This window comes from Rothia sp. 11254D007BW, assembly GCF_053548195.1.
In genome coordinates, this window is the sequence record NZ_JBPWPK010000001.1 from 1383155 (window position 1) to 1404611 (window position 21457).

The 21457-nt window shown below is 58.9% G+C and carries 22 protein-coding genes and 1 tRNA gene; 5 read left to right on the top strand and 18 right to left on the bottom strand.

Annotated elements, in window-relative coordinates:
• Nucleotide 1: 1 nt before the first annotated feature.
• From ACEE43_RS06195 to ACEE43_RS06210, 4 genes are read right to left on the bottom strand one after another with little or no spacing between them, the layout of a single operon-like run.
• Nucleotides 2-739: a CoA transferase subunit A gene (locus tag ACEE43_RS06195; RefSeq protein ID WP_449108237.1), complete on the bottom strand. Its 738-nt coding sequence runs from the start codon at nt 737-739 to the stop codon at nt 2-4.
• A gap of 11 nt (nt 740-750) precedes the next feature.
• Nucleotides 751-1983, bottom strand: a complete 1233-nt coding sequence (locus ACEE43_RS06200; RefSeq protein ID WP_237242403.1) for a fumarylacetoacetate hydrolase family protein — start codon at nt 1981-1983, stop codon at nt 751-753.
• Nucleotides 1984-1988: 5 nt separating this feature from the next.
• Entirely contained in the window at nt 1989-2846 is an 858-nt protein-coding gene (locus tag ACEE43_RS06205; protein WP_449108238.1) for a hypothetical protein, read from the bottom strand.
• The gene (locus tag ACEE43_RS06210) at nt 2846-4057 is read right to left on the bottom strand and encodes a homogentisate 1,2-dioxygenase (protein WP_237199333.1); all 1212 of its coding nucleotides are present in this window, start codon (nt 4055-4057) and stop codon (nt 2846-2848) included. Before ACEE43_RS06210 ends, ACEE43_RS06205 begins: the two co-directional genes overlap by 1 nt.
• Nucleotides 4058-4502: 445 nt before the next feature.
• On the opposite strand from ACEE43_RS06210, the gene ACEE43_RS06215 reads away from it, so the two are divergent.
• Both ACEE43_RS06215 and ACEE43_RS06220 read left to right on the top strand, forming a co-directional pair.
• Nucleotides 4503-6092: a GntP family permease gene (locus tag ACEE43_RS06215; RefSeq protein WP_449108239.1), complete on the top strand. Its 1590-nt coding sequence runs from the start codon at nt 4503-4505 to the stop codon at nt 6090-6092.
• A 157-nt stretch (nt 6093-6249) separates the two neighbouring features.
• The gene (locus tag ACEE43_RS06220; protein WP_449108240.1) at nt 6250-6753 is read left to right on the top strand and encodes a MarR family winged helix-turn-helix transcriptional regulator; all 504 of its coding nucleotides are present in this window, start codon (nt 6250-6252) and stop codon (nt 6751-6753) included.
• Here ACEE43_RS06220 and ACEE43_RS06225 read toward each other — a convergent pair whose 3' ends face one another.
• The 3 genes from ACEE43_RS06225 to ACEE43_RS06235 all read right to left on the bottom strand — a co-directional run bounded on the left by ACEE43_RS06225 (nt 6754) and on the right by ACEE43_RS06235 (nt 8615).
• Nucleotides 6754-7236, bottom strand: a complete 483-nt coding sequence (locus ACEE43_RS06225; protein ID WP_449108241.1) for an NUDIX hydrolase — start codon at nt 7234-7236, stop codon at nt 6754-6756.
• Between the two features lie 63 nt (nt 7237-7299).
• Nucleotides 7300-7836: a prepilin peptidase gene (locus tag ACEE43_RS06230; RefSeq protein ID WP_449108242.1), complete on the bottom strand. Its 537-nt coding sequence runs from the start codon at nt 7834-7836 to the stop codon at nt 7300-7302.
• Nucleotides 7837-7853: 17 nt separating this feature from the next.
• A complete protein-coding gene (locus ACEE43_RS06235; protein WP_449108257.1) occupies nt 7854-8615 on the bottom strand; it encodes an isoprenyl transferase in 762 nt (253 codons plus the stop codon).
• Between the two features lie 189 nt (nt 8616-8804).
• On the opposite strand from ACEE43_RS06235, the gene trhA reads away from it, so the two are divergent.
• Nucleotides 8805-9545, top strand: coding sequence for a PAQR family membrane homeostasis protein TrhA (trhA, locus tag ACEE43_RS06240; RefSeq protein WP_449108243.1), 741 nt, complete (start codon nt 8805-8807; stop codon nt 9543-9545).
• Nucleotides 9546-9625: 80 nt separating this feature from the next.
• Here the strand turns inward: trhA and ACEE43_RS06245 are convergent, their stop codons facing one another.
• Together ACEE43_RS06245 and mca are read right to left on the bottom strand one after the other, a co-directional pair.
• Nucleotides 9626-9964 (bottom strand): hypothetical protein, encoded by a 339-nt coding sequence (locus ACEE43_RS06245; protein ID WP_449108244.1) that lies wholly within the window; start codon nt 9962-9964, stop codon nt 9626-9628.
• Between the two features lie 94 nt (nt 9965-10058).
• Nucleotides 10059-11018 carry a mycothiol conjugate amidase Mca gene (gene mca / locus ACEE43_RS06250; protein WP_449108245.1) on the bottom strand — a complete coding sequence of 320 codons (960 nt, stop codon included), beginning with the start codon at nt 11016-11018 and terminating at the stop codon, nt 10059-10061.
• Nucleotides 11019-11169: 151 nt separating this feature from the next.
• Here mca and ACEE43_RS06255 point away from each other — a divergent pair, with 151 nt between their 5' ends.
• Both ACEE43_RS06255 and greA read left to right on the top strand, forming a co-directional pair.
• Nucleotides 11170-11580, top strand: coding sequence for a DUF4307 domain-containing protein (locus tag ACEE43_RS06255; protein ID WP_449108246.1), 411 nt, complete (start codon nt 11170-11172; stop codon nt 11578-11580).
• Between the two features lie 155 nt (nt 11581-11735).
• The gene (greA, locus tag ACEE43_RS06260) at nt 11736-12236 is read left to right on the top strand and encodes a transcription elongation factor GreA (RefSeq protein WP_237199323.1); all 501 of its coding nucleotides are present in this window, start codon (nt 11736-11738) and stop codon (nt 12234-12236) included.
• Between the two features lie 213 nt (nt 12237-12449).
• Here greA and ilvA read toward each other — a convergent pair whose 3' ends face one another.
• From ilvA to ACEE43_RS06305, 9 genes are all read right to left on the bottom strand, one after another.
• Nucleotides 12450-13709, bottom strand: coding sequence for a threonine ammonia-lyase (gene ilvA, locus ACEE43_RS06265; protein WP_449108247.1), 1260 nt, complete (start codon nt 13707-13709; stop codon nt 12450-12452).
• A 19-nt stretch (nt 13710-13728) separates the two neighbouring features.
• The gene (locus tag ACEE43_RS06270) at nt 13729-14982 is read right to left on the bottom strand and encodes an AI-2E family transporter (RefSeq protein WP_449108248.1); all 1254 of its coding nucleotides are present in this window, start codon (nt 14980-14982) and stop codon (nt 13729-13731) included.
• Nucleotides 14983-15209: 227 nt separating this feature from the next.
• Nucleotides 15210-16112: a Bax inhibitor-1/YccA family protein gene (locus ACEE43_RS06275; protein ID WP_449108249.1), complete on the bottom strand. Its 903-nt coding sequence runs from the start codon at nt 16110-16112 to the stop codon at nt 15210-15212.
• 113 nt (nt 16113-16225) lie between these two features.
• Nucleotides 16226-17104, bottom strand: a complete 879-nt coding sequence (locus ACEE43_RS06280) for an HAD hydrolase family protein (protein WP_449108250.1) — start codon at nt 17102-17104, stop codon at nt 16226-16228.
• A gap of 213 nt (nt 17105-17317) precedes the next feature.
• Nucleotides 17318-17551: a helix-turn-helix domain-containing protein gene (locus ACEE43_RS06285; protein WP_237187224.1), complete on the bottom strand. Its 234-nt coding sequence runs from the start codon at nt 17549-17551 to the stop codon at nt 17318-17320.
• Entirely contained in the window at nt 17538-18080 is a 543-nt protein-coding gene (locus tag ACEE43_RS06290) for a DUF2975 domain-containing protein (protein WP_449108251.1), read from the bottom strand. Before ACEE43_RS06290 ends, ACEE43_RS06285 begins: the two co-directional genes overlap by 14 nt.
• A gap of 220 nt (nt 18081-18300) precedes the next feature.
• Nucleotides 18301-18374: transfer RNA gene (locus ACEE43_RS06295), tRNA-Leu, on the bottom strand.
• A 68-nt stretch (nt 18375-18442) separates the two neighbouring features.
• A complete protein-coding gene (locus tag ACEE43_RS06300) occupies nt 18443-19828 on the bottom strand; it encodes an NAD(P)/FAD-dependent oxidoreductase (protein WP_237187226.1) in 1386 nt (461 codons plus the stop codon).
• A 191-nt stretch (nt 19829-20019) separates the two neighbouring features.
• A complete protein-coding gene (locus tag ACEE43_RS06305; RefSeq protein ID WP_449108252.1) occupies nt 20020-21450 on the bottom strand; it encodes a S8 family peptidase in 1431 nt (476 codons plus the stop codon).
• Between the last annotated feature and the right edge of the window lie 7 nt (nt 21451-21457).

The following is a 21457-nucleotide window of genomic DNA, read 5'->3' on the forward strand; positions in this document are numbered from 1 at the left end:
CTTATTCTCCCTTCGCTGGGCGCTCGGTCCGGGGGCGAACAGTGCGCTGTTCAATCGGTTTCTTGCGGGGTGAGGCCTGCACAATGTAGTCAACGTGCACACCCGGTGTCATCACATCATCGGGGTCTAGCTCGCCCAGAGGGACGATGGTCTCGACCTCGGCTACAGTGATCCGCCCTGACTCTGCGCACTGGGGGTTGAAATTACGGGCTGTTCGGCGGTAGCGCAGGTTGCCAGAGATATCGCCAATCGCGGCGTGTACCAGGGCAACATCGGCAACAATGCCGCGCTCTAAGACGTAAGTTTTACCGTCAAACTCAGCCGTAGGCTTCCCCTCTGCAACCACGGTTCCGACACCGGTTGCGGTGTAGAAAGCGGGAATACCTGCGCCGCCCGCTCGTAGCCGCTCTGCGAGAGTACCCTGGGGGTTGAACTCAACATCGAGTTCGCCCGAGAGGTAGAGCTGCGCAAAGAGCTTGTTCTCCCCCACGTACGACGAAAGCACCTTTGATACCTGTCGACCCTCCAGCAGAACACCGAGGCCTTGCCCATCCACACCCATGTTATTTGACACTACGGTGAGATTGGTTCGCCCGGAGTCTCGTACCGCATCGATAAGGTCGAAGGGGTTACCCGAAAGGCCAAACCCACCCACGGCGAGGGTGTCGCCGTCCTTGATGAGCTCAGCCATCAGCTCGGTGAGGCTGCCTTCGTAAACCTTGGTGTTCTGCTCACTCATAGCTGCTTCCTTTACTTCAGGTCACCGGTTGCCGGGACGATGGTGCCCAGGCAGTCGCCAAAGTCAATGACGCTCCCCTCGGGGCCGGGTGCGGTAGCGGTGAGGCCAATGAGCTGACCGTCCTCTAAGAAGGTCATCTCATGCCCATCAGCCAGGGTGAGGGGTTCTTTGCCTCCCCAGGACAGCTCGATAAAGGAGCCGCGTTCGTCCTTTTCAGGGCCGGAAATCGTACCCGAGGCAAACATGTCGCCGGGGCGTAGGGGGGCTCCGTTGACGGTCATGTGCGCCACCATCTGAGGGGCTGACCAGTACATGTACTTATAGGGCGGGCGCGAGACCACTTCGCCGTTGACGGTAACGCCGAAGGTGATATCGAGGCCGTAGGGTTCCGCCTCAGAGTCATCGAGGTAGGACGCCAGGGGGTAGGTGCGCTCAGGAGTGGCAACGCGAGCTTCCTGCAGGGCGGCCCAAGGAACGACCCAGGTACCGACCGTTGAGGCAAAAGATTTGCCCAGGTAGGGGCCCAGGGGAACGTACTCGTAGTTCTGAATTCCGCGTGCTGACCAGTCGTTGAAGAGAAAAACCCCAAAGAGGTGGGAGTCAGCTGCGGTTTTTAGGTCTACTTCGCCCTTAGGGGCTGACCCACCCAACACAAAACCCAATTCGGCTTCGATGTCCAGACGCTGTTCGGGGCCGTAGGATGGCAGCCCTCCGTCCTGAGGCGGGCGCAAACCCTTGGGGCGAACAATGTCAGAGCCCGATACGCGGATGCTACCGGAGCGCCCGTGATATCCCACCGGAAGATGCTTCCAATTGGGTTTCAGCGGCTCTTCCTGGGGGCGGAACATATGCCCCAGGTTAGTTGCGTGGTGTTCAGAAGCGTAGTAATCGACGTAGTCTGCCGGGGTGAAAGCTAGCTGGTAGGTGACCTCGTCTACCGCAAAGCTGGTAGCGTGGACGGTCTGCTCATCGGCTTCGGTCAGAGTGTCGACGAGCCAGGAGCGCACCTCGGCCCATACGCTAGCGTCCTGCTGGAGCAGGGCATCGAGATTAGACGAGGCTACTGCCGTTGCTGCTGCCTCTGAGAGGTTTCCGGTAGCGACTGAGAGCTCACCCAGGTTAAGTACCCGGTCACCCAGTCGCGCCCCCAGATGAAAGGTCTTCCCTCCGTCAGCGGAAAATGAGCCGTAGGGCAGGTTCTCAAGGCCAAACCCCTGCGTTGAATGTGTCTGGGCGTAGCTCATAGCGGTTACTTTCCTTCCGGTGTAATGGTCAGTCGTTGTACGGTTTCAGGGCTCATCAGCCCCATATGATGCAGTGTCTCGGTGGGTTCAGGTACCGAGCAGGTACCAAATGATTGGAAGGCCTCTCGCCAGGTCGTATCGGGGGCGGTGATGTGTTGCCCCACGGCGTCCTGATCATCGCTTTCCAGCACCGCAAGTGCCGCCTGCTTGTCGCCTCCCCGCTGGATGGTATCTATAGCTGCTGCGATATTGGCAAACCCAAAGTGTTGGAAGCCGGTAACTTCATCGGTATAACGCATAGCCCGGTGTAGACCAGCGGTGAACTTGAAGGGTACTCCGTGCTCAAGAGCCAGAGCCATGACGTCAACAACCTGCTCACTGCTCGGGAAAAGGTCAGCGGTTACCCCGCCTGTGCGGAACTTGAGGCTGATCCCCTGATCTGCCAGCGAACTCAGCATCTGGTCGGTTACCTGCTCGTACGACAGTTCAAGGTAAAGGTCCAGGTCGGGGTGCTCTCGCTTGAGTGCCGCGACTTCGGCCAGAGCGTCTTTGGCAGATAGCCCACCGGTTTTTAGCTCTGCACCAACAATTGTCGAGGGCGCAATTCCTTGAGCCAGAAGCTGGTGTAATTCCTGTAGCTGATCGGCTGCGCCCACCGCACTGATGTCGATGGGCTCGGAGCCCGCCAACTCCGCAGCTTCAGCGATAGAGCTGAAGGGCAAAACCAGCGGGCCCACAAACCGATCCGCCACAGCGTCGTGTGCGCGCTGTATATGTTCCTGTACTGCCCGGTCCAGAGGAGCGAGCCCGGGAGGGAAAACAGCGGCATCATCGAAGAACTTGTGGAAGATGGCTTCGGTCATTACTTCTCGCCAATCCAACGACCGCCGGTCCAGGACGACTTATAGGCCGGGTCGTTAGCAGCTAAACCAGCTTCACCGAGCAGAAGGGGCTGGAAGGTATCGACCATGACGGCGAGTTCATCGAAGTACTCGGTGCCGATTGAACTTTCCATAGCCCCGGGCTGGGGGCCGTGGGGGTGGGCTGCCGGGTGTACGGAGATTGATCCCTCCTTGATACCCGATCCCTTACGAGCTTCGTAATTGCCCTCAACGTAGAACATGACTTCGTCTGAGTCAACGTTGGAGTGATAGTAGGGAACCGGGATGGCCCCTTCAGCGTAGTCCACCTTGCGGGGTACAAAGTTGCAAATCACAAAGTTGTGACCCTCAAAGACCTGGTGGGACGGCGGCGGCTGGTGCAGCTTGCCGGTAATGGGAGCGTAATCGTAGACGCTAAAGACGAAGGGGTAGAGGCAGCCGTCCCAACCCACGATGTCGAAGGGGTGCTCGGGGAGCACGTGTACTGATCCTGAGATACCGGACGGTCCGTGGCCGCGGTGCTTAATGTAGACTTCTACGTCCTGACCTTCAGCCAGCAGGGGTTCAGTGGGGATGCGGTAGTTACGCTCGAAGAAAGGAGCGTGTTCCAGGAGCTGGCCGTAGCGCGAAAGGTAGCGCTTGGGGGGAGCAATATGGGAGTTGGCTTCGATGAAGTAGAGACGAGCTTCTTCGCCATCACGGAGTACCCAGCGGTGAATCGTTGCACGGGGAATGATGATGTAGTCACCCTGAGACACTTCGAGAGCACCGAACATGGTCTCTACCAGGGCAGAACCGCGTTCTACGTACACGCATTCATCGCCTACACCGTTTTTATAGAGGGGGCTGGTGGCGTTGACCAGTGCGTACGAAAGTCGTACGTCGCTGTTACCCATCACTAGGCGACGGTGGCGCACTGCGTCAACCTTGCCGTCTTGCCCCTCAAAGGTGAGATCGTGCAGCTTCAGGTGAAGCGGCAGCAGGGGGTCATTGGGTGTCAGTGACTGATCGGGCAGCTCCCAGGGGCGAACGTCCACCAGGGCTGAGGGGATGTGCTTGTGGTAAGCCAGAGATGAATCAAGGGAGAAGCCTTCTTCGCCAATGAGCTCTTCATAGTAGAGCTTGCCGTCTGCGTCGCGGAAGGCGGTGTGGCGGTGCTTAGGGAGTTCACCTACCTGTGTGTAGAAAGGCATGAGCATAATCCTTTTTCATGGGAGCCGACAGATCTCATCGTTGAGACGTCCGATCCAGTTTTCTATGGTGTACATCACCCTAGTCAACACCCTAAAAGTTTGTCAAGCAATGAATCAAAAATATTTTCACATCAAAATAAACGCTCACCTGGGTGCATCATTGACAGGGAGGGCGACATCTGAGATGGGAAAAAGCAAGCAGATTCATAGTCGCTGCAACAAGGGCTTTATGTGCGCAAAGGCGACATATTCAAAACAGGCAACCGCCACAAATTTTAGCCAAACTGTGATTTACACCCCTCGCACCATGCTGTATGATGAGACAAATCACAAGCAGATTTAGTTAAACACTTTACAAATAAGGGCTGTTATTCCTACAAGAGATCACTCAGCTCCCGCCCTTTCTACCTCCCACTTCCACCCTTACATCAGCTAGGAGATTGCTATGCTCTTGGGTTTCATCGGGGTTATTCTCTCCCTTGTCTGTCTCATCTGGCTGGCCTATCGCGGCCACTCTGTCATCGCGCTTGCCCCCATCGCTGCGCTCATCGCCGTCCTTTTTTCAGGTGCCCCACTACTGGCGTCCTACACCCAAATTTTCATGCCAGCGCTCGGCACCTTCCTCATCAACTTCTTTCCGCTCTTTCTCGCCGGAGCTATTTTCGGTCGGCTCATGACCGTCTCGGGCTACGCTGAAGACATCGCCCGTTGGATCCCGACAATCTTCGGCCCCAAGCGAGCAATTCTGGTCACCACCGTTGTCACCGCGCTACTCACCTACGGCGGTGTCAGTGCGTGGGTGATCGCCTTCACCATTGTTCCCATCGCTAAGCCGCTCTTTAAGCACGCCAATATTTCGATGCGCCTCATGCCAGCTGCCATCGCCCTTGGAATCTTCACCTTCGCCACAGCGGCCCTTCCCGGCTCACCCCAAATTCACAACGCCATCCCCACCCGTGTCTTTGGCACCACAACGTTTGCCGCTCCGCTGCTTGGCATTATCGGCGCAGCCGTAACTTTTTCCCTCGGCCTAGCCTGGCTCACCTGGCGCCAGCGCCAGCTGCAAAAAGCAGGCGAAGGCTTTATCGATTTTTCTGCAACCAACGACAGCCCTGACCGTACCGCAGACATCGACAATGACGCCGATGTGAAATATGGAGCCCATGTTCCGGTAGCTGCGGGAGCCACCACACCCGATGCGCAGGCGTCCGGAACAGCAGCCAGCGCAGATGCCGCTATTGCCACCGCCACCAGCGTCTCTGCCCGTATGTCGATGCAAGGACGCCCCGCCCCGCTCATCGGCGGCGCTGCCAGCGAGCGCGGTTCACTGGCATCACGCGGCCTGCTAGGGCTACTGCCTGTGCTGGTGGTAGTTGGTGTCAACGCTGCTTTTGTTTACCTCATTGCGCCCCGTCTCGATACGTCCTACCTTGCAGAGGAAAAGTTTGGTGCAACCACTCTCCAAGCTGTGCTGGGTGTATGGTCGGTGACTGTAGCTCTGGTGGTTGCTGGAATTCTAATCTTTGCTCTGCAGCCGTCTAAAGCTAAGGACTACATTAACTCCCTCAACGAAGGTGCGCGGAATGCAGTCCTTCCCGCCTTCACCACCGCTAGTGAGGTGGGCTATGGTGCGGTAATTGCTTCGCTGGCAGTCTTCGCTCTGCTCAAGGATTCTCTCTTCAACGTCAGCGACAACCCGCTCATCATCGGCGTGATTGCAACTGCTGTAATCTCGGGTATTACCGGCTCCTCGTCAGGCGGTCTCTCGATTACGATGCAGTCATTTGGAGAGCAGCTAGCCCAGCTAGCATCATCTTCGGGTATCAGCGCTGAGGTCATGCACCGCGTCATTGCAATGAGTTCGGTGAGCTTTGATTCGCTGCCCCACAACGGCGCTATTGTGACCCTGCTATTGGTCTGCGGTATGACCCACCGTCAGGGCTACAAAGATATCGGTGTAGTCACGGTGCTTGTTCCCTTTGCCGGTGTCCTGACCGTACTGGGTCTGAGCCTAGCTCTGCCGGGTGTCTTCTAACACTATAGGTAGTTGAAGCAGGGTAGGGCTGATGATGTTCTACCCCGCTTCTTTTATGTCATGTTTTAAGCGAATACTGTAGGTTTATCGTGTAAGTACTGGCTTATAGAGGTCGAAATGTTTCATCGCTAAACCAGAGAACGAGTAATCTTAAAGAATGGAACCATCACCCCGTAACCACACCTACTGGTCTTTTATCGACCAGGTTACCGAGAACCTCGGTGAGCTAGAGGAGCCCGTCAACGCTGACGCTACGCTCCTAGCTATGTCACTCAACCGCGCTTCGGTTGCTATCACCCACGACTTTGAGTCCACCGTTCACCGACCGGTTGGTAGCTCTTGGGCAGCCTATCGGGTGCTCTTTGCCCTGTGGAACCTTGGCTCGACTTCGGCTAGTAGTCTTGCGAATATCACCGGGATGACGAGGGCTGCTGTCTCTAATATCAGTAAGCCCCTAGAAACAAAAGGATTAATCACTAAGGCCAAAGACCCCGATGACGGGCGTGGCACCCTCTTAGAACTCACGGACCGAGGCACCAGCTTTATCGAAAGTATATTTAGCCAGCAGAATGCGGTAGAAGCTCGGTGGGCGGAGAAGCTCACACCGGTTGAACGCACTGTGCTGGTTGAGCTCCTGCGTAAGCTCTCAGCCGAGGCCTAATTATCTGGCTTCTAAATCGAATCGGGCGCCGTTCTGCCAGTGCAGGGCGGCGTCGATTCTATCGAGCATGCGCTCGCTACAGTAGTCAGGCAGCTGGTCCACCGGTACCCAGCGCACCTGGCTCGATTCCTCGTCGTTGACCCGGGCTCGCCCCGAGATGTAGCGGCAGTAAAAGGTGTGATCGAGGAACTGGCAACGGTCCCCGTTATCGAAGGTCATGGGCGGGTCGGCTTTCAACTGGGCAAAGCCCACGACTTCGATAACTACCCCGGCCTCTTCTTCGGCCTCCCGCAGGCAGGTCAGGGCGGGGTTCTCACCGGGGTCGACAATGCCGGTGACCGGCGTCCAGGCCCCGGTATCGCTGCGACGAACCAGCAGAATATCGCCGTTGTCCCTCTGAATCACAGCTGTAGCGCCAGAGAGCCAGAGCATGTCGGAGCCAATCTTGGCTCGCAGGTCGGTAATAAATTGTGGGGTAGGCATATTTTCCTTTCGTGGGCAGGCACCCGGTGCGGACGCCCCAAGGGAGCAGGCGCACAAGGTGCGCTAGGTTGCGGGAAAGAGCAGGGCAACAGTGGTGCCAAGAAGCATGAAGGGACCAAAAGCTATGTGGGTGCGGCCTGTAGCCCGACGAGCCAGTATAAGCATAAGAGAATATAGGCCGCCGGTCAGAAAAATGAGCAGGTTGCCCCAGAGCAGGTTCAGGGGCGAGAAATAGGCGAGCAAAAGACCTAGAACTCCGGCCAGTTTCACATCCCCCAGGCCTAGCGCCCCGCGAGATGCCAGGCGCATGAGCGCATACAAGCCAAACATCATCGCTGCCCCGTAGGCAGTCTGCCGCGCCTGGGCAAAGGGGTCGGGGGCCACCAGCACGATGGCTCCAAAAAGAGGTAGGCCCACCAGGGCATACAGCGGTAAAACGATACGGTCGGGCAGGCGGTGTTCGCGCACATCAATAACCCACAGCCGAGCCGCTGCCACCAGGTAGCACACCAGCACCCAGGCCAACAGCAGGGCAGCTAAGGCCGCCTGCCAGCGTCCGTCTAGCCCTTCTGCCGCTAGGCTATATATCTGTTCGAGCATAGCAGCCCCGGCTATCCTTAGGAACCGAACCGGCGCTGACGCTGGGCGTAATCACGCAGGGCTCGCAAGAAATCAACCCGGCGGAAGTCAGGCCACAGGGCCTCGCAGAAATAAAACTCGGAGTAGGCCGACTGCCAGGTCATAAAACCAGAAAGGCGCTGTTCCCCCGAGGTCCGGATCAGCAGGTCCGGGTCGGGCATACCGCTGGTGTAGAGATGGCGGGAAATATCGTCACTGGTCAGACTTGAAGCGAGTTCTTCAAGACTCCGGCCGGAAGCTGCCGCCTCGCGCAGGAGGCCTCGCACGGCGTCCGTAATCTCCTGGCGCCCACCGTAGCCAACAGCGATATTGACCTGTAAGCCGCTCACAGCCGCTGTTTGCTCAACGGCCACCTCGAAAGCAGAGCGCAGGCTGGTAGGTAGAGATTCGAGCTGGCCCACCGGGCGAATGCGGGCTAGACCGCTGGCAGCTAGCTTTCCCACGAACCCCTCAATAACCTCAACCAGATCATTGAGCTCATCACTGCTACGCTTGAGGTTCTCGGTCGAGAGCATATAGAGGGTGACCATCGGAATCTTAAGCTCCGTACACCAGCCCAGAAATTCGATAATACGGGCAGCACCGGCCTCGTGGCCGTGCTTAGTGCTCTCCCCCAGCAGAGCAGCCCAGCGGCGGTTACCATCAACCAGCACACCGATATGCTGGGGCAGTTTCTCCGCTGGAATCCCAGAAATCAGGGACCGCTCATACACCGTGTACAGTGGCTGCGGTAGCTTCATGTGCTGCTCCTGGTTGTGGGGTGGCAGGTTGGTCTTTACCCTGCTCATTCTACCTGCAAGGCGGGCTCGGGCAGGCCCCTGCCCTCCTCTGCGCAGGTGGGCGGACGCCGCGCCCCGGCTCCCTGCCCGTTATTTCAGCTTCTAGCTACCCCCTAGACCGCGCTTATTTTGACCTGCCATACTAAATATATGGCTTCACGTGTTCACCGCTCCCAGACCTCCGGTTCATCAGCCGCACCCCACCAGGGCGTGCTTGACCGACTGACCGATGTGCAACGCGAAACCATCGATTTCTACCGTGAAAACGGCAAACCCCTACTCCGCGGCTGGATTCATGCGGGTTTCGCGCCCGTGGCCTTTATCGCCGGCATCGTGCTCATCGCTCTCTCCGGCGGCGGGATTGTCGGCGTCGGCTGCGCTATTTTTGCCCTCACCGGCGTCCTGCTCTTTGGCATCTCGGGTATTTACCACCGCGGTTTCTGGTCAGCCAGAGCCCGCATGCTCCTCAAACGGCTCGACCACGCCAATATCACCCTGCTCATCGCGGGCACCTATACCCCGGTAGCTCTGACCCTCCTTGAGGGCACCCAGCAGGCCATCCTGCTCTGGAGCATCTGGGGCTGCGCCCTCTCAGTCACCCTCTTCAGGGTCTTCTGGACCGGAGCCCCCCGCTGGCTCTACACCCCCATCTACGTTGTGATGGGCCTGATGGCGGTCTTCTACCTGGGCGACTTCTGGCAGGTCTCCCCCGTCGCTACCGTTCTCATCGCCACCGGCGGAGCCAGCTACATCATCGGAGCCATCTTCTACGGCACCAAACGCCCCGCCATGGCCCCGCAGATCTTCGGCTTCCACGAGCTCTTCCACGTCTTTACCGTGCTCGGCTTTATCCAGCACTACATCGCCGTGATGTTCTGCATCTTCCTCTAGACCGCGCCAACAGCCCCCATACCTCAAGAACGCCGCACCCGGCCGGGTGCGGCGTCCTTATTTTCTCTTCCCTTAAAAACCTAGTGGGGGCGGCGCAAATGATCCTGAGCCACCACGGCCTCATCGCGCACGGTGGCGTGTACGGGCTCCTCGGTTTTCCCCTGGGCCGCGGCCTCAGCAGCCGCCCGCTCCTCAGCCTCACGGGCAATAGCGTATTCGCTACGGTAGCGCAGACGGCGAGCGCGACGGGTCAAGTCAAGCCCCAGCAGTACGATAGCCAGGGCCAGGCAGAAGGTGACGATGAAGCCCACGATGCCGGGTGAGCCCCGGAAGGACCCGTCGGGGTTGACCGTGGTAATGACGGTGGGGGTCGCTTCGGCTGCGAGAATCGTAAGTGATACAGGGATTAGGGCTGACACTGTCAAGGTTTCCTCTGGTCTGGGTCTGGGGCGCAGGGGCCGCCTTTAGGCGGTCACCCCTATTCTACGCGGTGGGGCTGGGCCTTTCCTGTCTTTAGGAGCGGTAGTCGATACCGGTGGAGAAGCAGGTTTCCGGCACCTCGCTCTTCACCCGGCTGTGGGCCAGCACGTAGTCTTCGAAGGGCCAGATTTTACGCTGCATCTCGGGAGAGACGGCAAAGAAGGCTGAGTCTGGGGCGACCTGGGACTGGTGGGCGTGCAGGGCCTCATCTCGTTTTTCAAAGAAGTCTGCCGATGAGATCCGGGTGGTGGTCTGGTGGCGGGAGACCGGCGGACGGTGGCCCTCAATGTCTTCTTCCATCGACATAGCAACCCACTGGGCGAAGGGGGACTCCAGGCCTGCTTCTTCGAGATAGTGGTGGAAGGCCAGCATGCGGTCGTAGTTGAAGGCCCGGTCGTAGTAGATTTTGGACACTTGCCAGGGCTCGCCGGTGCCGGGGTAGGCGTCCGCGTCCCCCGCCTTCTCAAATGCCTCTACGGAGACCCGGTGGGTCATGATGTGGTCGGGGTGGGGGTAGCCGCCGATTTCGTCGTAGGTGAGGATGACGTGGGGCTTGAAGTCACGCACCAGGCGCACGAGCGGGGCGGACGCCTGCTCAAGCGGCAGGCTGGCAAAGGAACCGTAGGGCAGCGGGGGCAGGGGGTCGCCCTCGGGCAGGCCCGAATCAACGAAACCGATCCAGCGGTGCTCAATACCGAGAACCTCAGCTGCCTGCTTCATTTCGGCGCGGCGGACGCCCGCCAGGTCGCGGTGGGCGGCGGGGTTGCTGTTGACTGCCTCGTTGAGGATATCGCCGCGCTCGCCACCGGTCATCGATGCCACCATGACGCGGGCCCCGCGGGCCACGTAGGCTGCCATGGTTGAGGCACCTTTAGAGGACTCATCATCGGGGTGGGCGTGGACTGCCAGAATACGCAGGCCGGTGTAGTCGTCCTTGAGCGGCGCTAGCAGGGAGGGGTCAAAGCCGGATGCGGGTGATTCAGTGTTGCTCATGCAAAACTCCATTAGTGCGAAGGTGGCTCGAGTAATGTTTGGGGTATCGTAAATGAGGAAGGAACCCGCATTCAAAGACACTGGTCAATTCTACCTGGCGTGGTGGGGCTCCTCGTTTTCTCTATTACCCCGTATGAAAGGTGTGGGCTTGATGACCGCCCCTGACCTATCTGCCCGTTACGGCACCGTCCGCCAGCGTCGGGCCCTGCCCCAGTGGTTCTGGTATGTGCTGGCCCTGGTAGCGGTACTTGTGGGGGGCGCTTTTGTGTTCTGGGTGCAGGCTGACTCCAGCGACGAGCCTACCGGCCGCGACGTTGGCTTTACCCTGACCAGTGCCGACGAAGTCTCGATAACCTTTGAGGTCAGTAAACGGGCCGAAGATACCGCGGTCTGCGCGGTTAAGGCCCTTAACACCTCGGGTGCCCCCGTCGGCTGGAAAGAAGTCGCGATTGGCCCCTACGCCGATGAAAACGGCAACGGCATTTCGGTACAGACCGTTCAGTTCAGGGTACTGGGCGAAGCAACCACAGCCACCGTCGATAGCTGCTGGAAGGTTGACTAACTCCCTTTCTCTCTAGGGGTAAAGTTAGGGAGCTTACCCCGCCTATGGGTAGACTAGGCTCACGACTGACCTTTTACACGGGGCGTTCCGCTCCGTCCGCACCCACGGTCCCCAGCCGCACCGGCTGCGGGGCCTTGCTTACAAGGAGTAAACACATGGCAGAAAACGAAGGCGCATGGCTCACCCAGGAAGCCTACGACAAGCTCAAGGCTGAGCTTGAGCACCTCTCAGGCCCCTACCGCCAGGAAATCATCGACCGTATCTCAGCAGCCCGCGACGAAGGCGACCTGAAAGAAAACGGCGGCTACCACGCAGCCCGCGAAGAGCAGGGCAAGAACGAGGGCCGCATCAAGCAGCTGCAGCACCTGCTCGAAACCGCCCAGGTCTCAGACAAGCCCGCAGCCGACGACGGCGTGGTTGAGCCCGGCATGGTCGTTGAAGCGAACATCGCGGGCAAGACCATGACCTTCCTGCTCGGCTCCCGCGAAGTAGCCGACACCCTGGTCGGCGGCACCGACCTGCAGGTCTTCTCCGAGAAGTCCCCCATGGGCGCCGCTATCAACGGCCACAAGGTAGGCGACGAGCTTTCTTACGAAGCCCCCAACGGCAAGCAGATTCCCGTCAAGATTGTCTCTGCTAAGCCCTTCCAGGGCTAAAACCCGCCGGTAGATAAAACCGAAGCCCGGGCGTCCTTCCCCTCCTTCGAGGGGCGGACGCCCGGGCTTCGGTTTGCTTTCACACAGTAGTTAGTAGTGCGGCAGGCATGCCTCTGCCTGCGACCCTCTTGGCCGGTTCGCTTCGCGAACTAGCCAATTCATGCCAGCCCCAGGCCAGCAGGCTCCCGGCATGCCTGCCGCACACTGCTGTGCTTAGTAAACCACAATCGGCTTGTAGCCCTCAGCTTCCAGGGCTGCGATGACCTCCTGGCAGTGCTCTACGCCCTTGGTTTCCATATCGATGGTGATGGAGACATCGCCCATAGAAAGGGCGCCGCCCAGGCGGGTGTGGTCTACGCCGGTGACGTTAGCGTCATGCTCCGAGATGATGCGGGAGATGGTGGTGAGCTCGCCGGGGCGGTCGTTGAGCATGAGCTTGATGGTCATGTAACGGCCCGCAGCTGAGAGGCCTCGCTGGATGACCTTGAGCATGAGCATGGGGTCGATGTTGCCGCCTGAGAGCAGGCAGACCGTGGTGCCCAAATCACCATACTTTTCCTTGAGGGACCCGCTCATGACCGCCGCCACCGAGACCGAACCGGCCGGTTCAACGACCAGCTTGTTGCGTTCCATCAGGAAGATGAGGGCGCGGGCGATTTCGTCTTCGGAGACGGTGTGGACGTCATCCACCAGGTTCTTGATGATGGTGAAGGGCAGCTGGCCGGGGCGGCCCACCGCAATACCGTCGGCGATGGTGGAGACCTTCTTCAACGGCACTAGGGCGTCTGCTGCCAGGGAGGGCGGGTAGGCTGCCGCGTGCTCGGCCTGCACACCAATAATACGGATCTTTTTCCCCAGCTTTTCTTCCAGCGAGCGCACCGCGATAGAGAGCCCCGCCAGCAGGCCACCGCCGCCAACGCCCACCAAGATGGTGTCGACGTCCGGAACCTGCTCAAGAATCTCTAGACCCAAGGTGCCCTGGCCCGCGATGATGTCTTCGTTGTCGAAGGGGTGTACGAAGACGGCGCCGGTTTCTTCGGCGTAGCGCTTAGCTTCGGCCAGGGCCTCGTCTACGTTCACACCGTGTAGCACAACCTCAGCCCCGTGGCTGCGGGTAGCGGCGATCTTGGGCAGGGCTGCCCCCTGGGGCATGTAGATACGGGCTGCGATGCCAAGACGAGAGGCGGCCAGGGCTACGCCCTGGGCATGGTTGCCTGCCGATGCTGCCACCACGCCCACGGCCTTTTCGGCCTCGGTGAGCTTAGCCATGCGCACGTAGGCACCGCGTACCTTGAAGGAGCCAGAGCGCTGCAGGTTCTCACACTTAAGGAAGACCTCCGAGCCAATCTGCTCGCTTAGGGCACGCGAGTGAGCAATGGGGGTGCGTTCGATAACGCCGTCGAGTAGGCGGGCGGCATCTTCAATCTGGCCTAGGCTCACGGGGAGCTCAACCGGGGCGGGTGCTTCTTGCATCGTTACCTCGTCTTGTCTCTTATTTCTGGGCGCCGTTGTTCATGGCCTCTAGAGCATCTTCGTCGGCCTTTTCGGCTTCTTTAATGCGGTTGAGACGTTCCTTGACCTTCTCGGCGATTGCCTTTTTCTCGCGGCGTTTAATCTCGTGGGGGTAGAGGAACTCCTCCTCGCGAATATGGGGATCGTGCTCCCATTCGCGGCCGGCCAGGTAGCGGATCACGGTGTTGACCACGGCCAGGACGGGCACGGCGAACAGGGCGCCGACAATGCCGTAGAGCATGGAGCCTGCGACCACAACGATGACGACGGCCAGGGGGTGCAGGGCAACTGCCTTACCCATAACCAGAGGCTGAAGAATGTTGGATTCAATCTGCTGCACAATCAGAACCATGGCCAACATGATAAGAGCGTTGACCAGGCCGTTAGCGACCAGGGCTAGCAGGACGGCGATAACACCGGTCAGCAGCGCACCGACGACGGGAATGAAGGAGCCCAGGAAGACCAGGACGCCCAGGGGCAGCGCCAGGGGGACACCCAGGAAGAAGGCGGAGAGGCCAATACCGATGGCGTCAACGGCGGCCACGAAGACCTGCACACGCACATAGGAAACCAGTGAGGTCCAGCCGCGACGGCCAGCACCGTTGACAGCGCGGCGGGCGTTGCGGGGGAAGAGCTTGACGATGAAAAGCCAGATCCGTTCACCTTCCATGAGGAAGAAGATGAGGGTGAAGAGAACAATTATCATACCGGTACCGATATCGGCTGCGGTAGAACCTACGCTGGCTACCCCGTTGAGGATGCTGGAGGTGTTGTCCTGCAAGGTGGTGACCAGCTGGCTGATGTACTGGTCAATCTTGTCTGCCCCCAGGTCGATGGGCAGGTTGTTAAGCATGGCAACAATCTGGTTCCAGCCCTCGACAACCTGGTCAGACAGGGAGGAGAAACCGGCGGTTAGCTGCTGGCCTACCAGCGCTAGCAGACCAATGACGCCGGCGATAAGACCCAGTTCAGTGATTGCAGTAGCGATACCGGCGTGGATTCGGTTGCGACGGAGGAAGTAGACAACCGGTGACATGAGACCGGCCAGCAGGGCCGCAATCATGATTGAAATGACGATGAGGGAAATCTTAGCCAGCATCCAGTAGAGGGCTGCGGCTACGATACCTACAATCATCAAACGCCAAGACCAGGCTGCTGCCGTCTGCAAGGCAAAAGGCACCTGACGGTCAGATTCACTCTGCCGAGCAGGGGGTTCAGGAATAATGACACTCATACTTTCTATCTTCCCACGTTTCCCGGCTCTCCGCTCCATGCCCGCCCGTATCCCGGGCACAAGCGTGACCAAACTCGCCCCATGAAGCCGGGCGGGTGCGTCCTGCCGGAGCCGTATGCCCTTCCCCCGCAGCTGGGGCACGGCACAGAAAAGCCCGGGGCAGAAGCAGAGGTGCTTCTACCCCGGGCTGCGCTTCTTTCCTAGCGGGCCAGGAGAGAGCCTAGATTTTAGTCATCGGCCATAGAGCGTACGTAGTAGAGAACGCGCAGGATCTCGATGTAGAGCCAGACCAGTGACACGATCAGGCCGAAGGCAATGCGCCAGGATTCCCGCTCGGGGGCGCCCATCTTGATGGCGTCAGAAGCGTGGGTGAAGTCCAGCAGCAGGGAGTAAGTAGCCAGCAGCACTGCGAAGAGACCGATGATGAGGCCCAGGGGAATGCCCATTACCTCAACACCGCGGGCGTTGAAGTCGAAGAAGAAGGAGGCAACGAGGTTGACTAGGCAGAAGACGGCGTAGGAAATCGTTGCAATCATAAAGAAGCGGGTCAGTTTGGGAGTTGCCCGCACCTTACCGGAGCTGTAGAGCGCCAGGATGGTTGCAAATACGATGACGGTTGCCAGAACAGCCTGAACCACGATACCGGGGTAGGAAGCCTCGAACATTCGAGAGATACCGCCAACCAGCAGACCTTCCATGACCGAGTAGGTCATCACCAGGGCAGGTGAGACCTTCTTCTTCAGGGCGTTGACGAAGCCCAGCACCAGGCCGCCAATGAAACCGAGGAACATGAGGACGGGCATGTACCAGGCAAGGACAGCACCCACGACAACCAGACCCAGGTTCAGGCCGGTCTTCATGATGATGTCGTTGATGGTGATGCGGTTGGTATCAACCGGGCCAGCGGTACCGGCGTTGTACATGTCGTTGAGCTGGCCAGCCGATACCTGCTGGTTCTCGTAGCCATAGGGAGCCTGCTGGGTGTAGCTACCCTGCTGGTAGGTGCCGTAGGGGCTCTGAGCCTGCTGGCCATAGGGGTTGGCGGTGGTGGTGCCGCCAGCACCGAACTGTCCGAAGCGGGGATCGCCAGCGGGCTTCGTCATGTTGTTAATCAGGGGGTTACCTGCCACGGCTGTTGTCTCCTAGTGGTAATAAGTAGTCGTGGTAAATGTCTTGTCTTCTACCCTACCGAATCTTGGCCGGTATTTCTGCCCGTTTTTCTCAGGGCGTGAGTAGCTGCGGTTTAGGCAGTCAGTTCGGCTTCAAGAAAGTTAAGGACTGCCCCATCGTTATTCGAGCCGATGGTTAGGTCGGTGACCGGGGCGAGAACCGGGTCGGAGTGTTCCATGGCGATAGCGCGCCCGGCGTAGCTAAACATCTCAAGGTCGTTGCCAGAGTCTCCAAAGGCTGTGGTCTGCTCAGCAACCAACCCCAGGTGGTCAGCCAACCAGGCCAGGCCGTGACCCTTGTGGTTGCCCTCGATAATCAGGTCGATAGCACCAAACCCACTGGAGGTTGCCGCAACCCCTGCCGGCAGGGCGGCATGAAGTTTCTCAATGGTCTCATAGATACCCTCACCGGGGTCAGCGTTCAGGGCAATCTTCACCACGGTTTCGGTCATAGTGCTCGGATCATTGATGGCTTCCACATTGGGGTAGAAAGGACGGATGGCCGTAATGGGATCCTGCGGGTCCCACCCGGGTAAATCAATTCCCGCCTTGGTCACTTGTTCATACACTCGCCCCGCAATAGTTGCCAGGCGGTCGCTGGGCACAAAGGAGTGGTGGCGGCAGGACAAAATAATACCCAGGGCTGGGAAGCCTTCCAGGGCTGCCAGACACTGTTGAACCAGTTCGGGGGTAAAACCCCACAGGGCTAAATCAGTGCCCTGGTTATGGATAATGGCACCGTTCTCTGCAATGTAGTAGAGGTTCTCGTGATGCTCATGACCGGCCAGGTACTGCTCAATTTTCGGCATCTGATTACCCGTTGCTACCGCCAGGGATGAGCCCTGCTCAGCTAGCAGGGTCAGGACGCGGTCCAGCTGCTCGTGCTTGTAGGTTTTGTGGTCGGTGAGCAGGGTTCCATCGAGGTCAACAGCGTAGAGATGAGGTGTCTTCATAGCTTCTACTCTATCGAAAACCCTAGGAGCCGCAGATACTACTGCCGCAGCGTCCTTTTCCCGGACCTAGAACTTCACCCTACTCGTTCTCTCTTGACCCTATAGATTATCTCGGGGTCAAGAGAGAAAGAATAGGGTGAACAAAACAATATCTTGCTTGTGAGCCAGAGTCTCCCCCATTCTCGGGGGATGGGTGACAATCGCTGTCGTTCCCTATTCAATACTCAAGAGGTCGCCCGGCGAGCATTCTAGAACATCACAAATAGCAAGGAGCGTACTAAACCGTATCGCTTTCGCACGATTGTTTTTGAGTTTAGAAAGATTAGCAACTGTCACCCCAACCCGGTCTGATAGCTCAAGCAGCGTCATAGAACGTTGCTCCAGCAAAACACCCAGATTGCAATGGATATACTTACCGCTACTTTCAATCGAATCAGACAAGGTCATCGATCTCTTTCTGAAGCTCAACAGCCTGACGAATCGACCGCTGCAGCACGTAGAGCATTGCAAGCAACAGGAAGACAAGAACCATGACTGAAGTATTGGCGAGTAGACCACCGCTCCACTGGTCGTTTAAGCCAAGACGGTTCGCAAGGAAATTATTACCCATGCCTTCAATGCCACTGCCAACCAGCCAGCCGAGTACCGCATAGGCAACGACAACCGCACGTTGTGATGTCTCTTCGGTGTACAGCTGACCATTCTTAATGCGATTCAGCATGGACCACATCCCCCAAATGGCAACTAGCAGGCTCGCCGACTTGAGCACAAAACCTGCCATTAAGTATGCAAAGGGTCCGCCAGCTGCAAGGTCAAAGCTGACACCACCTTCAACTGCCGGGCTCAGGAAAGTATGAAATTTCTGATCGACAAATACATTCAGTACGTAAGTGACAAGAAATAGGGTGCACAACATAGCCAATGCAGTAACGTCAAACGACCAGAAGCTTTTCTTTCTAAGGGGACTTGTAGACACAGTCGCTTCCTTTCTGACTAATTGATGATTGTTCGCATGAACTCTCTCAACTGTTTACATATCGTTTTTCAATACTATCGTTTATCGATGTTATCGTTTATCGACATGTCGTGCAAGCCTTCCGCCTAAACAGAATTAATCAGGGGCGCCCAGTTCACCTAGGCTACAAAAAAAGAGAGTACGCCTGCGCTTCGCGCATTATGGCGTACTCTCTTTTTTGTAGCCCCACCGGGACTCGAACCCGGAACACAAGGATTTTAAGTCCTCTGCCTCTGCCAATTGGGCTATAGGGCCTTGAGCGGGCGCCCGCCGGGTGAACCCCAGCGAGCGCTATCGCTTATACATTTATACCAGAAAAGTTCCTAGAGCTTTGCCTTGGTCTTCTCGGGTGCGGTGCCGGTAGCCTGCTGGAAGGCACGGCGGGGTGAACGCTGGTGACGGATCGATGAGGTGTCACGGCCGAAGATCTGGTTCAGGGCCCAGGTGGCCATAACACGGGCGGTACGCTCGGTGGTGGGGATAGCGGTACCGTGGTAGCCACGGTGCATGAGCCAGGCCAGGGGGCCACCAATGGTCTTGCCCTTGAAGTTAGCTACACCCTTCCACAGGCCCAGGCCGGCGACAACGCCGATGGTCTCGTGGTAGTAGTCGGTCAGAGCTTCGCCGCGGCGCTTGGCCAGCAGGTTTTCTGCCAGCTTGAGAGCCTGGCGGGAAGCGTGCTGGGCGTTAGGTACGCAGAAGCCGCCGACGCCGCCACCGGAGAGGTCGGGTACAGCTGCGTTGTCGCCTGCTGCCCAGGCGTCCTCGATGATGCCCTCATCGCCAGCAACACGCAGGTCAGCCTGCACACGCACGCGGCCGCGCTCGTCGATGGGGAAGTCGGTGTCCTTGAGCATGGGGGACGCTGCTACGCCGGCAGTCCAGATCAGGGTGTCGGTGTCGAGTTCACCGGCGGGTGACTTGTCGCCCATGTTGATGAGCTGCAGGTGACCGTCGGTAGCGTCGGAGAGTGAGGTGTTAAGCAGGACCTCGATGCCGCGGGCGCGTAGTTCAGCGACAACCTTTTCGGCGCGGTCTGCGGGGACCTCGGGCATGATGCGGGGGGCTGCTTCGACCATGACGAAGCGCAGGTCTGAGATGCGCAGGCGGTCGTTGCGGTTGACGGCTTCGCGGGCCATGTCTTCAAGTTCGGAGATGGTTTCGACGCCTGCGAAACCGCCGCCGACGATGACGAAGGTGAGGGCGCGGCGGCGCTCGTCCTCGTCGGTGGTGAGGGAGGCGATTTCGATGCGCTCGAGTACCCAGTTGCGGACGGAGACTGCTTCTTCAACGGTCTTCATGCCGATGGCAACCTCGGCTAGGCCGGGAATGGGGAAGGCACGGGTGACGGCGCCTGCGCCCAGGACGATTTCGTCGTAGGTCAGTTCGAAGGTTTCACCGGCGTTGATGGGTTCGATGGTTGCGGTCTTGGTAGCGTGGTTGATTGCTACGACGCGGCCGCCGATGATTTCTGAGTCGCGCAGGTGCTGGCGCAGGGGTACGGTGGCGTTGCGGCCTTCCATGGAACCTGCAGCTACTTCGGGGAGGAAGGGCTGGTAGGTCATGTAGGGGTTGGGGTCGACAACGGTGACGACGCCGCCGGACTCCTTGATGACCTTCTGGATCTTCTTTGCGACGGTGAAGCCGACGTAGCCGCCGCCGACGATGAGGACGCGGGGGCGGTCCTGTGCAATCTTGTTGAATGCCATGCGAGTTAACTTCCTGTTGGTGTAGTGCCGGTGTTCCGGCAAAAAGTCTCCATGCTTATATTGCCACTTTTGCGGGGTTTAAGCATAGTTTTGGGCGGTGTATTTGCTGTGAGCGTTTCTTGCCCCTGCCGGTGTCTAGCCTTTCAGAGCGGGGTGAAGATTTGATGAAGGATAGATGAGGTGGGCTCGGGCTAGCGGCGACGGCTGCGTTTGATGATGTTGGTGAGCTGGTGGATGGAGCCGAAGGTGATGATGCCGACCCAGAGGGCGAAGGCGGCGAGCACGATGAAGGGTAGGATGCCGGAGTCTTCAACGGGGCGGACGGGAGTGGGGGCGGCTGCTTCTGTGATGGTTTCGCCGACCTGGTGCACGGGGGTTTCGCTGGCACTGGGCGCAGCTGAGGCGGTGTTTTTGCGGTGGACGTTGATCCAGTCGCTCATGGAGCCGAGCGGGTTGGTGTCGGTGTCGTCCGGGGTGGAGCTGGCCAGGGCGGCTTTGGGGTTGATGATGCCGTAGCCGTAGAGGGCATCGCGTCCGTCCGCTCCGGCGTCATCGCTGGAAGCAATGATGCGCTGAATCACCTGGTTGCCGGTCAGGTCGGGGTATTTTTCCATGATGAGGGCGGCAAGGCCGGCAACGATGGGGGCGGCTGCTGAGGTGCCTGACCAGGTGGCGTACTTGTTGTTGGGGATAGCGCCAATCATGGACTCGCTGGGGGCTGAGACCGCGATAGAGATGCCCTGCGAGGATGAGGACCAGGAGTCCTGCTTGTTCTTATCGACGCCGCCAACGGTGAGTACCCCGGGCATGGTGGCAGGTGCCCCGACCTGGGTGAGACCGGCACCGCGGTTGCCGGCAGAGGCGATGATAATGATGCCCTTTTCTTCGGCGTAGGCAAAGGCAGAGTCCCAGGATTCGGGCCAGCTGGTTTTGTCGGAGCCCACAGACAGGTTGATGATATCGGCCCCGTTATCGACGGCGTAGCGCACGGCGTCCGGAATCTGCTCGTCGACCGAGCGGGTAGTGGCGCTGGTGGTACCGAGTTCTAGAGAAATAGGCAAAATGGTGGCATCGGGTGCTACCCCGATCATGCCGGCTGACTCGCCGGGTTCGCCGGAATTAGCGGGAGTGATGCCGTCATCGTGGCCGTGGCCTGCAATCACAGAGGCAACCAGGGTGCCGTGTTCGGGTTCAACGCCCAGGCCCTTCCAGCCCTTATTCTTGGTCATTCCGGTCGAGGCGTCGTAGCCGCTTTCTACGTTACCGGCCAGGTCCTGGTGGGTGCCGTCCACACCGGTATCGATCACAGCCACCGTCACCCCCTTACCCGTGGTCTGCTTCCACAGGTCGGTAAAGCCGTACTGGGTCAGCCAGTACTGGCGGGCACGGATTGAGTCGCCCTTGGGGGTAGCGATGGTGGGTACCGAGGCCAGGGCGCTGGGGCTGGTGCTGGCCTTTGAGGTAGCGCTGGCTGACGCACTTGCTGTGGGGCTGGCGCTGGTGCTAGCCGAGGGGCTCGCCGTGGTGGCTCGGGCAGGGAGGACGCCGAGCGCCAGGGCGGTGGCTAGAGCCAGGCTGCTTGCGAGCAGGGCGGTGCCGGTGGGGAGTCGCCGAAAGGCCATGTGCGAC

Coding starts and splice junctions, on each gene's coding strand:
- ACEE43_RS06205 (WP_449108238.1), bottom strand. CDS start 2,846: ATGACCGAAGCCATCTTCCACAAGTTCTTCGATGATGCCGCTGTTTTC.
- ACEE43_RS06230 (WP_449108242.1), bottom strand. CDS start 7,836: ATGCTCGAACAGATATATAGCCTAGCGGCAGAAGGGCTAGACGGACGC.
- ACEE43_RS06210 (WP_237199333.1), bottom strand. CDS start 4,057: ATGCCTTTCTACACACAGGTAGGTGAACTCCCTAAGCACCGCCACACC.
- ACEE43_RS06270 (WP_449108248.1), bottom strand. CDS start 14,982: ATGAGTGTCATTATTCCTGAACCCCCTGCTCGGCAGAGTGAATCTGAC.
- ACEE43_RS06305 (WP_449108252.1), bottom strand. CDS start 21,450: ATGGCCTTTCGGCGACTCCCCACCGGCACCGCCCTGCTCGCAAGCAGC.
- ilvA (WP_449108247.1), bottom strand. CDS start 13,709: ATGCAAGAAGCACCCGCCCCGGTTGAGCTCCCCGTGAGCCTAGGCCAG.
- ACEE43_RS06195 (WP_449108237.1), bottom strand. CDS start 739: ATGAGTGAGCAGAACACCAAGGTTTACGAAGGCAGCCTCACCGAGCTG.
- mca (WP_449108245.1), bottom strand. CDS start 11,018: ATGAGCAACACTGAATCACCCGCATCCGGCTTTGACCCCTCCCTGCTA.
- ACEE43_RS06280 (WP_449108250.1), bottom strand. CDS start 17,104: ATGAAGACACCTCATCTCTACGCTGTTGACCTCGATGGAACCCTGCTC.
- ACEE43_RS06285 (WP_237187224.1), bottom strand. CDS start 17,551: ATGACCTTGTCTGATTCGATTGAAAGTAGCGGTAAGTATATCCATTGC.
- ACEE43_RS06200 (WP_237242403.1), bottom strand. CDS start 1,983: ATGAGCTACGCCCAGACACATTCAACGCAGGGGTTTGGCCTTGAGAAC.
- ACEE43_RS06300 (WP_237187226.1), bottom strand. CDS start 19,828: ATGGCATTCAACAAGATTGCACAGGACCGCCCCCGCGTCCTCATCGTC.
- ACEE43_RS06225 (WP_449108241.1), bottom strand. CDS start 7,236: ATGCCTACCCCACAATTTATTACCGACCTGCGAGCCAAGATTGGCTCC.
- greA (WP_237199323.1), top strand. CDS start 11,736: ATGGCAGAAAACGAAGGCGCATGGCTCACCCAGGAAGCCTACGACAAG.
- trhA (WP_449108243.1), top strand. CDS start 8,805: ATGGCTTCACGTGTTCACCGCTCCCAGACCTCCGGTTCATCAGCCGCA.
- ACEE43_RS06220 (WP_449108240.1), top strand. CDS start 6,250: ATGGAACCATCACCCCGTAACCACACCTACTGGTCTTTTATCGACCAG.
- ACEE43_RS06235 (WP_449108257.1), bottom strand. CDS start 8,615: ATGAAGCTACCGCAGCCACTGTACACGGTGTATGAGCGGTCCCTGATT.
- ACEE43_RS06255 (WP_449108246.1), top strand. CDS start 11,170: ATGACCGCCCCTGACCTATCTGCCCGTTACGGCACCGTCCGCCAGCGT.
- ACEE43_RS06215 (WP_449108239.1), top strand. CDS start 4,503: ATGCTCTTGGGTTTCATCGGGGTTATTCTCTCCCTTGTCTGTCTCATC.